The sequence below is a fragment of the Blattabacterium cuenoti genome (assembly GCF_014252015.1).
GTDB lineage: Bacteria > Bacteroidota > Bacteroidia > Flavobacteriales > Blattabacteriaceae > Blattabacterium > Blattabacterium cuenoti_U.
On record NZ_CP059206.1, the window covers coordinates 373,378 to 388,400 of the forward strand.

The 15,023-nt window shown below is 24.1% G+C and carries 13 protein-coding genes; 5 read left to right on the forward strand and 8 right to left on the reverse strand.

The annotated features are described in order from the left end of the window. Positions 1-62: 62 nt before the first annotated feature. On the forward strand, positions 63-2,021 hold the full coding sequence (gene rnr / locus H0H50_RS01760) for a ribonuclease R (RefSeq protein WP_185866921.1): 1,959 nt from the start codon (positions 63-65) through the stop codon (positions 2,019-2,021). Between the two features lie 56 nt (positions 2,022-2,077). Here the strand turns inward: rnr and coaD are convergent, their stop codons facing one another. Further along, positions 2,078-2,548 carry a pantetheine-phosphate adenylyltransferase gene (gene coaD / locus H0H50_RS01765; RefSeq protein WP_185866922.1) on the reverse strand — a complete coding sequence of 157 codons (471 nt, stop codon included), beginning with the start codon at positions 2,546-2,548 and terminating at the stop codon, positions 2,078-2,080. Positions 2,549-2,627: 79 nt separating this feature from the next. Here coaD and H0H50_RS01770 point away from each other — a divergent pair, with 79 nt between their 5' ends. The 3 genes from H0H50_RS01770 to H0H50_RS01780 are packed head-to-tail and all read left to right on the forward strand — an operon-like array spanning position 2,628 to position 6,988. Next, positions 2,628-3,671 carry a PSP1 domain-containing protein gene (locus H0H50_RS01770; protein WP_185866923.1) on the forward strand — a complete coding sequence of 348 codons (1,044 nt, stop codon included), beginning with the start codon at positions 2,628-2,630 and terminating at the stop codon, positions 3,669-3,671. A 37-nt stretch (positions 3,672-3,708) separates the two neighbouring features. Further along, complete coding sequence (locus H0H50_RS01775) at positions 3,709-6,030, forward strand: transglycosylase domain-containing protein (RefSeq protein WP_185866924.1); 2,322 nt, start codon at positions 3,709-3,711, stop codon at positions 6,028-6,030. A gap of 1 nt (position 6,031) precedes the next feature. Then, positions 6,032-6,988: an NAD(P)-dependent oxidoreductase gene (locus H0H50_RS01780; protein WP_185867432.1), complete on the forward strand. Its 957-nt coding sequence runs from the start codon at positions 6,032-6,034 to the stop codon at positions 6,986-6,988. Between the two features lie 35 nt (positions 6,989-7,023). On the opposite strand, the gene H0H50_RS01785 is transcribed toward H0H50_RS01780, so the two are convergent. The 4 genes from H0H50_RS01785 to H0H50_RS01795 form a co-directional block, all read right to left on the reverse strand. Continuing rightward, positions 7,024-8,142 (reverse strand): flavodoxin domain-containing protein, encoded by a 1,119-nt coding sequence (locus tag H0H50_RS01785; protein WP_238784187.1) that lies wholly within the window; start codon positions 8,140-8,142, stop codon positions 7,024-7,026. Further along, entirely contained in the window at positions 8,064-8,687 is a 624-nt protein-coding gene (locus tag H0H50_RS03085) for a flavodoxin domain-containing protein (protein ID WP_238784188.1), read from the reverse strand. Before H0H50_RS03085 ends, H0H50_RS01785 begins: the two co-directional genes overlap by 79 nt. 63 nt (positions 8,688-8,750) lie before the next feature. Next, entirely contained in the window at positions 8,751-9,662 is a 912-nt protein-coding gene (gene cysK, locus H0H50_RS01790) for a cysteine synthase A (protein WP_185866925.1), read from the reverse strand. A gap of 10 nt (positions 9,663-9,672) precedes the next feature. Next, complete coding sequence (locus H0H50_RS01795; RefSeq protein ID WP_185866926.1) at positions 9,673-10,497, reverse strand: serine O-acetyltransferase; 825 nt, start codon at positions 10,495-10,497, stop codon at positions 9,673-9,675. Between the two features lie 449 nt (positions 10,498-10,946). On the opposite strand from H0H50_RS01795, the gene H0H50_RS01800 reads away from it, so the two are divergent. Continuing rightward, a complete protein-coding gene (locus tag H0H50_RS01800) occupies positions 10,947-12,176 on the forward strand; it encodes an NADP-dependent isocitrate dehydrogenase (protein ID WP_185866927.1) in 1,230 nt (409 codons plus the stop codon). Between the two features lie 7 nt (positions 12,177-12,183). Here H0H50_RS01800 and H0H50_RS01805 read toward each other — a convergent pair whose 3' ends face one another. From H0H50_RS01805 to H0H50_RS01815, 3 genes are read right to left on the reverse strand one after another with little or no spacing between them, the layout of a single operon-like run. Then, on the reverse strand, positions 12,184-13,269 hold the full coding sequence (locus H0H50_RS01805) for an AMP-binding protein (RefSeq protein WP_238784189.1): 1,086 nt from the start codon (positions 13,267-13,269) through the stop codon (positions 12,184-12,186). Then, complete coding sequence (locus H0H50_RS01810) at positions 13,224-14,330, reverse strand: enolase C-terminal domain-like protein (RefSeq protein ID WP_185866928.1); 1,107 nt, start codon at positions 14,328-14,330, stop codon at positions 13,224-13,226. The genes H0H50_RS01805 and H0H50_RS01810 overlap by 46 nt, the downstream gene beginning before the upstream one ends. Positions 14,331-14,333: 3 nt before the next feature. After that, a complete protein-coding gene (locus H0H50_RS01815) occupies positions 14,334-15,020 on the reverse strand; it encodes a metal-dependent hydrolase (RefSeq protein ID WP_185866929.1) in 687 nt (228 codons plus the stop codon). Positions 15,021-15,023: the final 3 nt, after the last annotated feature.

Genomic DNA, 15,023 nt, shown 5'->3' on the forward strand with positions numbered 1-15,023 from the left:
GATTTTTTATCTATAATCTTTAGATTGTAGATTTTTTAACTCTTTATAGATATGTTTTTATCATGAAAAAAGAAAGAAAAACAAAAAAGAAGCATTGTAATAATTCAGCCACAGGATTTATTAATATTACTAATCATGGATATGCATTTGTTTATATCAAGGAATTTAAAAAAGATATTTTTATTCCTAAAAATAAAACAAATAAAGCTTTAGAAGGGGATTTAGTAAAGATTAGATTTTATAATAGTAAAGGAATAAAAATGGAAGGGGAAGTACTAAAAATAATTAAAAGAAAAACTAAACAATTTATTGGAATATTAAAATTAAACGTTCCACATTATGATAAATTTGGAAGAGTGCATAGTAATAATCTTCATGTGGATATATTAGTTCCAATACAAAAATTGGAAAAATGTTATCATAATAATAAAGTTTTAGTTCAAATTATATCATGGCCTAAAAAGTTTAAAAATCCTTTGGGGAAAATCGTAAAAGTATTTGGAGCTTCTGGGGAATATAAAACAGAAGTTTTTTCTTTATTAGAAGAATATGGAATATCCTATAAATTTTCCCCAAAAATGGAAAATGAAGCTAAGCAAATTTTTTATAAAGAAATTTTAGATATAAACTTTAGAAGAGATATGAGAAATGTTAATACTTTTACCATAGATCCTTTGGATGCTAAAGATTTTGATGATGCCTTATCTATTAGAAAATTAAGTAATGACACTTGGGAAATAGGAGTACATATATCTGATGTTTCTCATTATATAAAAGAAGGAAGTTTATTAGATAAAGAAGCATATTCACGTGCCACATCTATTTATTTTGTAGGAAAAGTTATACCTATGCTTCCAAAAATATTATCTAATGATCTTTGCTCTTTACAACCAAAAAAAGATAAATTAAGTTTTTCTTATATTTTTAATATAGATAGTAAAGGAAAAATATTGAAAAATTGGTTTGGAAAAACAATAATACGATCTGATAGAAAATTTACATATGATGAAGTTCAATCTATTATAGATCAAAAAAAAGGAGACTATTATGAAGATATTTACACATTATTTTCATTTTCTAAAATATTAACTCAGAATCGATTAAAAAATGGATCTATTTATATAGAAAAAGTGGAAGTAAGATTTCATTTAGATGAAAAAAATAATCCAATTTCTTTGTATTTGGAAAAAAATAATGATGCTCATCATTTAATTGAAGAATTTATGTTATTAACCAATCGAAAAATTTCAGAATTTGTTAGCTTAAATTTGGATGGAAGGCTTTCTAATAAACTCTATATTTACAGAGTACATGATGAACCTGATTATCAAAAAATTTTTTTGATAAAAAAAATAATAGAACCTTTAGGTTATTTTTTAGATTTAAAAAATTTAAAAACTTCTATTAATCATTTATTAAAACAAACTAGAGGAAAACCAGAACAAAATATGATTGAAAACTTAATTCTTCGTGCTATGAGCAAAGCTAAATATTCTATAAAAAATATAGGACATTATGGATTATCTTTCATTCATTATAGTCATTTTACTTCTCCTATAAGAAGATATTCAGATATAATAGCTCATCGTTTGTTATATTATTATTTAACTGAAAATACAAAAGGAAAAAATAAAAATAAACTTAATCCAATAGAGTTTTATGAAAGACAATCTCAATATTGTAGTTATAAAGAACGTTTAGCTATAGATGTAGAAAGAGAATTTTTAAAATATATGCAGGTTAAATATATGAAAAAATTCATAGGAAAAGAATTTGATGGTATTATTACAGGATTTACTGATTGGAGTGTATTTATTGATTTATTATTATTTCAAACAGAGGGTATGGTACGATTACGTGATATAGAAGAAGACTCTTATATTTTAAATTCTAATAATTACAGTATAATTGGTAAAAAAAAAAGAAAAATTTATCAAATAGGAGATAAAGTGAAAGTAAAACTTGTGGATATTAATATGGAAAAAAAACAAATTATTCTTGATTGGATAGCTAATATCTGATGAGCCTTTATTGAAACAATTTATCTTTTTTCTTCTTTCGAAAAATCCCATATATTTTATAATCTAACAGAAGAAGGAACAAACATGGTGTAATCTCCACCATTTTTTATAATATCTCTTACAATATAAGAACTAATATGGGATTTTTCGAAAGAAGAAAAAAGATAAATTGTTTCAATAATATGTTTTTTATCTAACTCTTTATTAATGAAAAATATATTTTTTTCAAATTCAAAATCCAATTGATTTCTAATTCCTCTTAATAAAAATCTAGCTTTTTTTTTTATACAAAAAGAAATAGTTAATCCATTAAATGAATCAATTTCTATTTTTTGTGATAAACTTAAAAAAGTTTTTTTTATCCATTGTTTTCTCTTTTTAATAGAAAACATATTTTTTTTTTCAATATTTTTTCCAATAGCTATAATAATTTTATCAAATAAATTTAAAGCTCTAATAATAATATCATAATGTCCTAAAGTAATAGGATCAAAAGATCCAGGAAATACTGCTATTTTTTTATTCATATTTTAGAATATATATTTATATTTTTATCAAAATAAGAAACATAATTTATTTTTGTTTCTAAAACTTATTATATTATTAATGAACAAATCATGCTCTGATTGTTTAAATAAATGTGCAAAAAAAGAAAATATTTTAAAAAAAAAATCATGTTGCAAATTTGCATTAGATTGGTTATCCAATATTCAATCTCCTTTTGAATATCAAAAATATGATATTGTAGAAATACAATTTAAAAAAAATAGAAAAGAATTTTTTTTGAATCAAGAAAAAATATCTCTTGATCAAGGAGATATTGTAACAGTAGAACCTAAATATGGGAAAGGGTATGATGTAGGCATGGTTTCCTTAACTGGAGAATTGGTTAAGTTACAAATAAGAAATCAAACTGTGAATTCAAAAACTTTTAAAAAAATATATAGAAAATCAACATATAAAGAAATAAATATTTGGAAATCTTTTAGAAATAAAGAATTAACTACTCTTTTAGAAGCTAAAAAAATAGCTAAAAATTTAAATCTTTCTATGAAAATTTGTGATATTGAATATCAAGGTGATGGAGAAAAAGCTACTTTTTATTATACAGCTGAAAATAGGGTTGATTTTAGAAAATTGATTAAAGAATTAGCTTTACATTTTCACATACGTATAGAAATGCGTCAAATAGGATATAGACAAGAAGCTGCGAAAATTGGTGGAATAGGTTCTTGTGGCCGAGAGCTTTGTTGTTCCACTTGGTTAAAAAATTTCAAAAGTGTGACAACTAATTCAGCAAGATATCAACAACTTTCCATAAATATTCAAAAATTAACTGGACAATGTAGTAAATTAAAATGCTGTCTTAACTATGAATTAGATGCCTATTTAGATGCTGTAAAAGATTTTCCTGATTTTAACAGCAAAATTTACACTAAAAAAGGAATTGCTCAATGCATGAAAATTGATGTTTTTAAACAAGAAATGTGGTTTTCTTATATAAAGAATCCCAATACATGGTTCAGAATAAAAGTAAAAAAAATTAAAGAAATTTTAGAAAAAAACAAAATAGCTCCCCCTTTGGAGGAATTATCAACTGTAAATACTATTCAAAAAACAGAATTAACATTTAAAGATTTATCTATATAATTAACAAATTATATGATAATAAAATAATTTTTTTTGCGTGGATAAAAAAAGTATAAAAATAAATTTTTATTTCCGTAGACTTATTTTTTATTTTTGGTTTTTATTTATTATAGGAATAAGTAGTGTTACTATTATTTTTTATGCGGCTTCTAAAGGTTATTTAGGAACTTTACCTAATACTGATAATATAGAAAATCCTGCCATGAAAGTAGGTTCAGAGGTATATGATTATAATGGAATATTATTAGGAAAATTTTTTTCTGAAAATAGAACTTTAATTACTTATCAAGAACTTCCAAGGGATCTTGTAAACGCACTTCTTGCAAAAGAAGATATTCGTTTCAAATTTCATTCTGGAATTGATGCTAAATCTTTTCTTAGAGCAATTCTTTCTTTAGGAAAAAAAGGTGGAGGAAGTACTATCTCACAACAATTAGCAAAACTTCTTTTTACAGGAACATCTGCAAAAAATAAATTACAAAGAATCCATCAAAAACTTTTAGAATGGGTAATGGCTATTGAACTTGAAAAACGTTATACAAAAGAAGAAATTATTACTATGTATTATAATAAATTTGATTTTTTGTATAATGCAAAAGGGATAGAAACAGCTGCTCATACTTATTTTAATAAAAAGGTTTCTGAGTTAAATTTAGGTGAATCTGCAATATTGGTTGGAATGCTAGAAAATCCTTCTTTATATAATCCCAAAAATTATCCTGAAAGAGCAAAAAAACAAAGAAATTTAGTTTTACATCAAATGATGAAATATAATTTATTAAACATATGTAGATATAAAAAAGAAGTAGAAAAACCTATAAAAATAAATTTTAAAATACAAAAGAAAGATTTTGAATTGCTTACTTATTATGGTGAGTTTTTAAAAAAAGAAATTCAAGAAGCTTTAGATGAACATGAAGATAAAACTGGACAAAAACTTAATCTTTATTCTAGCGGATTAAAAATATATACATCTATTGATGCTAAAATGCAGGATTATGCAGAAAAAGCTGTAAAAAAACATCTCAGTCAATTACAAATTTTGTTTAATCATTTTCAAAAAAAAAATAAAAATGCCCCATTTTTAAATATTTCTCCAGAAAAAACAAAACGAATTCTTATATCTGCAATGCATAGAACTACTCTTTACCAAGATTTAAAACAAAAGGGGTTAACAGAAAAAAAAATTACAGAAGAATTTAAAAAACCACAATTAATCAGATTATTCACTTGGAATGGTGCCAAAAAAGTATTAATGTCTCCATGGGATTTTATTCGTTATCAAAAAAGTATTATTCAAGGTGGTATGTTGTCTGTAGAATCTTCTACTGGATTTATTAAAGCATGGGTAGGAGGGATAGATTTTAATTATTTTCAATATGATCATGTAGCAAAAACACAACGTCAAGTTGGATCTGTTTTTAAACCTATTTTATATGCTGCTGCTATTAATGAATTACATTATAATCCTTGTACAAAAATTTCAAATGAAAAATTTCATTTAGGAAAATGGAGTCCTAGAAATTCAAATGGAAAATACGGAGGTTTTCTTACTTTAAAAGATGGATTAGCTTTTTCAGTTAATACTATTTCTGCTCGTTTAATATCGCAAATTACTCCAGGTCCAGTTATTAATTTAGCAAAAAAAATGGGAATAGAATCTATAATTCCTGAACATCCATCTATAGCGCTTGGTTCTGCTGATCTCACTTTATATGAAATGACAGGTGCATTCAATACATTTACTAATTATGGAATTTATGTTAGACCCTCTATTTTAGTAAAAATAGAGGATGAGAATGGAAATTTAATTAAAGAACATATAGATTTTAGTAGGAGACAAGTTTTTAGTGAAGAAATAGGGTATATTATGTTAAAATTAATGCAAGGAGTAATTAAATATGGAACGGCGAAAAGATTACAAAATTACAATTTTATAGGAGATATCGCTGGAAAAACAGGAACAACTAATGAAAACTCAGATGGATGGTTTATAGGTATGATTCCTAATTTGACTACTGGAATATGGGTAGGTTGGGAAGATAGATTTTCTCATTTTGAGAATATAAAACTAGGACAAGGTGCAAATATGGCTTTACCTATATGGGCTTATTATATGAAAAGTTTATACAAAAATATAAATTTAATTTATCATGATAAATTATTTTTTCACAAACCTAAAAATTATCAATCTCATTGGGATCATTGCAATGAAAACCGGATTAAAGAAGAAAACATAATAAACGAAGAAAACATAATAAATGAAGAAAACATGATAAATGAAGAAAAAAAAGAAAAAGAAATTATAGATTTTGATGGATACTTAAACTCAGAAAATAGTAATGATTATGATAAATGAAATGATAAAAAAAATACTAATATTGGATAAAAATCATCCTTTTATTATATACAAACTAAAAAAAGAAGGATTTATTTGTGATGAAAATTATAATGATTCAACAGATAAAATTAATATATCTACATATGATGGAATTATTTTAAGAAGTAGATTAAAAATAGATAAAAAGTTTCTTGAAAGAGCTATAAATTTAAAATTTATAGCTCGTATTGGATCTGGAACAGAAAATATAGATAAGGATTATGCTATAAAAAAAGGAATCACTTTGATTTCTTCTCCAGAAGGAAATAAAGATGCAGTTGCAGAACATGCAGTAGGAATGCTTCTATGTATAATGAATTATATCATTCATTCACATCAAGAAATAACAAAGGGAAAATGGAATAGAGAAACTAATAGGGGAATAGAAATTATGGGAAAAACAATAGGAATCATTGGATATGGAAATACAGGAAAAGCTTTTGCAAAAAAACTTTCAGGTTTTGATGCTAAAATATTATGTTATGATATTTTACCTAAAGTAGGAGATATTTACGCAAAACAAGTGAAGATGAATACGATTTTTGAAAAATCAGATATAATCAGTTTACATGTTCCTTATACTAAAAAAACTAAAGGAATAATAAACTATAATTTTATAAAAAAATTTTTTAAACCTATTTATTTGATAAATACTTCCCGTGGTGGATGTGTAATTACAAGTCATTTAGCAGAAGCATTGAAAAATGGAAAAGTATGTGGAGCATGTTTAGATGTATTAGAATATGAAAATGTTTCCTTTAATAATATTTTTCATCATCATAACTTTTCTAAAAGTTTTCTTTATCTTATTCATTCTAATAAAGTAATATTTACCCCACATATTGCAGGATGGACCAAAGAATCTAAATACAAAATGGATAAAAAAATTGTAGAAAAAATTATTTTTTTTACTAAAAAAATAATTAAAATTAATTAGTAAAGATTAACTAATTGGATATTTTATCATATGAATCAATATACATCTTTCAAGTATCTTCCTTCTTTTTTCATTTTTTTTATGAAAAATTTTGAATCACATTTTCCTACTTTTTCTATAACACGACAAATCATTTTTTCTACATCTAAACTCATAGGAATTCTATTTCCACAAATATAAACATAGGCTCCATTTTTTATCCAATCAAAAAATTCTATTCTATTTTCCCATATTTTATTTTGTACATAAATTTTTTTTTCTTGATCTCTCGAAAAAGATAAACTGACATAATGAAGAATTCCTTTTTTTTTCCAATTTTTGATTTCTGTTTGATATAAAAAATCTGTATTGGAGTATTGATCTCCAAAAAATAACCAATTTTTACCCGTAGCTTTTCTTGCTTCTCTTTCATATAAAAAAGAACGAAAAGGAGCTATTCCAGTTCCAGGACCAATAAGAATTATATCTTTATTTAATTTGGGTAATTTAAAAAACGGATTTTTATAAATAAAAAAAGATAATTCATCTCCCATTTTAAGTTTAGATAAAAAATCAGAACAATGACCGTATATGGTTTCTTTATTTAATTTAAAACGATGACGAGATACTGTAATATGGATTATATTACCATGAGCTATAGGAGATGAAGATATAGAATATAGTCTAGGTTTTATGGGATCCATTATTTTTATTAGATCTTTTAGAGAATATTTATTTTTTATAGGAAATTTTTTTAAAAGATCGATAAGTTTCCATTTATGATTTAAATCAATATTTTTTTTTTCTGATAAAAAAGAGTATTTATTCAAAAAATTTTCGGATAAATAAAAAATATTTAGATTTTTCTTAAAAAGATTAAATATCTTATTTTTTTCTTCATATTTATATTTTTTCAATTCTTCTTTCTTATTTTCTTTTATATACTCTATAAGATGATCTACTTCATTACAAGAATTTTCAGGAAAAATACCTATAGAGTCTCCAGGAAGATACTCTATTTTATTTGGAACAAAAATTTCTATATGATGAATTTCTTTGTTAGACCCTTTTTCTTGATCATTTAAAATTATATTATTTAAAATTTTTCCATATATTCTTTGGTTTTTAATTTGATTTTTTTTTTTTTTAAAAAATTCATAATTTCCGAAAACCATTTTTTTGCTTGGGTTTCATAATCAACGTCACATTTATGTAATGGAACTATTCTAGTCGCTCCTATATCATGTAAACGTTTATCCACATCTTTACCTGCTTTACAAAAATAAGTATATGATCTATCTCCCAATGCTAAAACGCTGTATTTCATATTTTTTAGAAAAAGGTTTTTATTATAATGAATAAAATCAAAAAAAGACTTTGCAGAAGATGGAGGTTCACCTTCTCCATGAGTACTCATTATAATGAAAAAATAATCTTCTTTTTCTAAATTTTGCATAGAATATTGATCTAAACTAATTAATTTAATTTTAAATTTTTCTTTTTCAGCTTTTTGATAAATATTAAAAGCTAAATTTTTAGCATTTCCTGTTTCTGTACCATAAACTAACGTAATTTTTTTTTCTTCCTTTTTTATAAATTCTTTTAAATTTTTTTTAGAAAGCAATAATCCAGACATATAACCACACATCCATATAATTTCTTCTTGAGTAGATTCTTGTATTAACTTAAAAAATGTCTTGTTATTTGATTCAGATAACATCTTAATTTTTTTTATAAAAACACTACTATAAAAATAAAATATTAAAAATAACTTTTTTTATTATCACATAAAAAGATTATCAACAGATAAATATCTTTCTCCAGTATCATAATTAAACGTTAATATTATAGATTTTTTTGAAAATTTAGATAATTGTTTTTCTATAGCAGATAATGAAGCCCCAGTAGATATTCCAACAAGAATTCCTTCTTTTTTTGCCGTTTTTTTAACATAAGAAAAAGCTTCTTCTTTAGATACCAAAAAAGAGCCATCTAATATTTTTACATTTAAAATAGATGGGATAAAACCTGCACCTAATCCTTGTAAAGCATGAGAATTTGGTGTTCCTCCAAATATAACTGGAGATTCTATAGGTTCCACAGAAAATATTTTTATATTTGGAAACTTATCTTTTAATACTTCTCCTATTCCAGTAATATGACCCCCCGTTCCTACTCCTGTAATGAAATAATCTATCCCCTTAGGAAAAGCATCTATAATTTCTTTTGCAGTTGTATTTTTATGTATATTGGGATTTGAAATATTATCAAATTGTTTAGGCATCCAGGAATTTGGAATAGTATCTATTAATTCTTCTGCTTTTTTAATTGCTCCTTTCATTCCATCTTCTCTTGGAGTAAGAACAAATTTTGCTCCAAAAATAGAAAATAATTTTCTTCTTTCAATACTCATAGACTCTGGCATAACTAAAATAAGACGATAACCTTTTACAGAGCAAACTATTGCCAATCCTATTCCTGTATTTCCCGAAGTAGGTTCTATGATAATATCACCTTTGTGAATAATTTCTTTTTTTTCTGCATCTTCTATCATAGATAAAGCTATTCTATCTTTTATGCTTCCTCCAGGGTTATTTCTTTCCAGTTTTATCCATACTTGATGATTAGGAAATAATCTTTTAAGATGAACATGAGGTGTATTTCCTATAGTTTTTAAAATACTATCAACTTTCATTTTTATTTTTTTATATCATAAAATTAATGGGATCAGGAAAAGGACTATTATTTCTCATTTTTATTTCACTTTTTTGATAGACTATAGAAAAAGGAGGTACACTTTTTGTAACCCAAACATTACCTCCTAGCACACTATCATGACCTATTATAGTTTCTCCTCCTAGAACAGTAGCTCCAGCATAAATTGTAACTTGATTTTCTATTGTAGGATGACGTTTTATATTTGCTAATTTTTTATCTACATAAATAGCCCCTAAAGTAACTCCTTGATATATTTTAACTTTATCTCCTATTTTGGTACTAGATCCTATAACTATTCCTGTTCCATGATCGATAGCAAAAGCTTTTCCTATTTCTGCAGATGCATGAATATCCACTCCAGTTTTACTATGTGCATATTCTGTAATCAATCTTGGAATAATCGGAATTTTTTGAATCCATAATTGATGTGCTATTCTATATAATGCAGTGGCAAAGAACCCAGGATAAGAAAGGAAAATTTCTTCTATAACTGTTGCTGCGGGATCCGATTTAAGTATTGCATTAGCATCTATTATCAAAGTTTTATAAATATTAGGTACTTCTTTGAAAAAAATTCGAGTAAAATTATCAGAATCTTTTTCATTTATATTCAATTCAATGAAAATTTCGTATAAAAGTTTTTGTAAATTTTCATAATTTTTTTTAAAAAGAATTGCATCATCTAAAATATTTTGATCGGGAGTAAATAAAGTATGAAATAATTTTTTAACAAAATCTTCAGATTTTTTTTTATCAGGAAAAATATTTTTATTTCTATTATTTTCAAATATGGTTATTAAAAAATCTAACATGTATTTTTTTTTTTTTGATTTTATTAACAAGATATTAGAGTAGTTTTATTTCATCTTATAAACTTTAAATATCATTTTATAAATATTTATATAGAATACAGAACCTAATGATTCAAATATGGAAAATATCCCGCATCTAAATAAAATATTTTTATGATGAAATTAAATATACGATTTAAAAATAGTAGAATACACTACTTTTTTTTCTAGAAAGAAAATAATTCTTAATTTTTCTACCACAGATACAGAAGTAAATTTAATTTTTTTTTAAAATCAGACATACATTTTTTTTCGTTCCCATGTTAAGAAGAAAAAAAATACTTCGAATTATTCAAACTCAAAGGAAGATTAATACCTAATACAACTAATATTAATATAATAATTACGCAAATATAAGAATTTCTTTTTTCTAAAAAAACATGTTATATTATAATAAATTTTTCGATTTTATGAAAAAAATTAAAGTCAACAATCCTATAGTAGAAATAGATGGAGATGAAATGGCAAGAGTTATATGGAAATATATTAAAAAATATTTTATTATACCTTATTTAGATATAAAAATCATTTATTTTGACTTAGGAATAGAAAATAGAAATATAACAAATGATAAAATAACTGTAGAAGCTGCTTATGCTATAAAAAAATATAATGTAGGAATTAAATGCGCGACAATCACACCAGATGAAAATAGAGTGAAAGAATTTTATCTCAAAAAAATGTGGAAATCTCCAAATGGAACTATTCGAAATATTATTAACGGAACTGTTTTCAGAGAACCTATTATAGTAAAAAATATTTATCGTTCGATTAAAAATTGGAAAAACCCCATATGTATAGCTCGACATGCTTATGCTGACCAATACCAAGCTACAGATTTTATTGTCAAAGGAAAAGGAAAATTATACATCTCTTTTATACCAGATGACAATAAAAAAAATAAACCAATAAAATTTGAAATTTATCATTTTATGGACCCTGGTATTGCTATGGGAATGTATAATACTGATAAGTCGATCTATGGATTTGCTCGTTCTTGTTTTAATTATTCTATATATAAAAAATGGCCTCTTTTCTTATCTACCAAAAATACTATTTTAAAAGCATATGATGGAAGATTCAAAAATATATTTCAAGAAATATATAATAATGAATTCAAATCAAAATTCGAAAATTTACAAATTACTTATGAACATCGTTTAATTGATGATATGATAGCAAAAGCTATTAAATCAAATGGAAAATTTATATGGGCCTGTAAAAATTATGATGGAGATGTCCTATCAGATTGTATAGCGCAAGGATTTGGTTCACTAGGAATGATGACATCTGTTTTGCTTACTCCAGACGGAAAGACTTTGGAATCTGAAGCCGCTCATGGAACGATAACAAGACATTATAGATTATATCAAAAAGGGAAAGAAACATCAACCAATCCTATCGCTTCTATTTTTTCTTGGACTCGTGGGCTGAAACATAGAGCTATTCTAGATAAAAATATAGATTTAAAGTTTTTTTCGGAAAAAATGGAAAAAGCATGTATAGATTTTATAGAATCTGGAAAAATGACTAAAGACTTAGTTCAACAGTCCAATGAAAAAAATAAGTACCTAAGTACTAAAACTTTTCTTAAAGAACTCAAAATATTTTTTGATAAAAAAATGAATAAAAAAATATAAAATATATTTAGATTTTTAGTTTTTTTATAATTTCTTTTCTATTGAATTTTTCAAATAAACTTTTTGTAAAAAAAGGAATAAAAAAAATATTTTTTGGTTTATAAAATTTCTTTTTTTTACTAAAAATGTTATCAGGAAAATGTAATGAAAAAGGATTTCCTTCAATAATCAATATTATTTTTTCTCCTAAAATATTATCTGGAATTGAAGATATAAAAAATCGTTTTTCACAAGGAATAAAAGAACTAATTTCTTTTTCTATTAACTCAGGAATAATTTTAATTCCTCCACTATTAATGACATTATCATATCTACCTATCCAAATAAATGTATTTTTAGATATCATATCAACAATATCATTTGTTTGTACAAATGAATTCCTACAACATGTACACGTACATGAAAAAAAAATTCTCAAGCAATTCCTATTATCTACACTCAAAGTGACATCTTGAAATGATTTATAAAAGGTTGATTTATTTGATCCATTAATTTTTTTTATAGCTATATGACCTAAAGTTTCTGTCATTCCATAAGTAGAATAACAAATTGTTGAAATATTTTGCAATTTTTTTTCCAAAAAATTTGAAATAGAATATCCTCCTATTAAAACAATTTTAATATATTTTAAATATTTTAAACTGAAAAAAACTTGTAATGGAACCATTGATGTAATATCAAAATATTCTTTAATATTTTTTAAAGGATTAGATGATGGAGGAATACAGTATATTTTCCATTTAAAAATGATAGCACGTACTAAAAACATTTTAGCAGCTATAAAATCTGGAGATAAACATAATAAACCTCTAATTCCTTTTTTTTTAAGTTTTAAAAATTCTACAGTTTTTATAGCTCTTTTATACATATGTTTTTTACATAAAAAAATATTTTTAGGTCTTCCTGTAGTTCCAGAAGTAAAAGATAAAATAGGTTTATTATCATACCAATTTTCTAAAAATGACAAAATAGCTTTTTTCCAATAAAAATCTTTCTTTTGAAGAAAATTAGAATAAAAAGAGGGGAATGTTTTTTTAGAAGAAAAATCTATCCACATTTTTTTTGATTTATTAATAATGTTTTTATTTTCCATTTTATGAATGGGTTATACCAAATAAAACCCTTTTTAATTTCTAAAGGAGAAATCCAATTATTTGCATATAAAATTCCTGTATTTAATCCATGTGTATTAAAATTTTTATTATTATATTTTTTTTGCATTTGGAAAGTCCATTGAGCTATTGCATTGATACCAATATTACTTTCTAAAGAAGAACTAATATACCATTTTATTTTTCTTTTATTAGCTTCTAATATCCATTCTTCAGATCTATAAAATCCCCCATTTACACTAGGTTTCAATATAATATATTTAGGTTTAATAATATCTAATAATTTTTTTTTTTCCTCTAATACGTTAACATTTGCTAATTCTTCGTCTAATGCTATAGGTAATTTTGATTTTTCACATATCTTTGACATATCTTTCCAATTTCCAGATGATATAGGTTGTTCTATTAGATCAATTATATTTAAATCATAAAATTTATTTAAATAATATAAAGTTTCTTGAACATCTTTAAAACAGCCATTTGCATCTATACGTATTTTAATAAATGGATATATCTTTTTTATTTTACTCATAATAATAAATTGAAGATCAATCAATCTTGTGTTGATCTTCATTTTTATATATAAAAAACCTTTGTTTATTTGGTTTTTCATTTCTTTCATTGCATATTTTATATTATTAAATGAATTCAACCACATTAAACTATTTATAGAAATGCCTTTTTTTCCATAAGTGAATTCAGAATCGTACAATATAGGAAATTGATTATTTAAACTTAAAAAAGCTTGTTCTAATCCAAATAGAATAGATGAATATGAAATGTATTTGTAATAATAAGAAATTTCTGTTTTTTTGAAAATATAAATTTTATTAAGAAGATTTTTTAGTTCTATTTCAAATTTTTTTAAATTTTTCAATGCTAATTGATCCAATATTGGATTGCATTCTCCTATTCCTATTTTGTTTCTTTTTATCAGGATAATAAACCATATAGTATTTTTTATAAATGTTTTATTGGAGTTAAATATTTCTTTTTTAAAAAAAAATGTTCGTTTTTTCAAAAAACAATTAATTTCTTTCATTTATTAAATACAAATAGTTTTTCCCTTTTCTAATAAAATTAATTCTTTTCCTTTTTTAAAAAATCTTTTTTGTGCTTGTTCTTTATCAATTCTGATATCTTCAAAAGTATCATAATGAACCCCTAATATTTTTTCGGATTTTAAAAAATCCGAAGCTATTATAGCCTCTTCTACGTCCATTGTATATTTTCCACCTATTGGTAAAATAGAAAGTTTCAACTTTCCAAAAGTGGGGATAAGATTCATTTCATATATTACAGAAGTATCTCCTGATATATATATATTTCCTTCATCTGTATGTAAGAGAAAACCTCCTGGATTTCCTCCATAAGTTCCATCGTTAAAAACACTAGAATGGGCAGCCCAAATATATTTTAATTTTCCGAAAGGAAAAGATATAAAAGAGCCATAGTTAATTCCACATGTTTTTATCCCTTTTTTATTAAAATAATTAGATATTTCATAATTAGAAATTACTAAAATATTATTATACTTACGTGTAAGTAATTCTACATCACATACATGATCATAATGCGCATGAGTCAATAAAATATAATCTATTTTTTTAAATAATTTGAAAACATTTTCATTCCTAAAAATAGGATTTTCAGATAAAAAAGGATCTATTAATAAATATTTTTCATGTACTTTTAACATGCATGTACTATGTGAAAAAAAAGTAACTTTCATAAG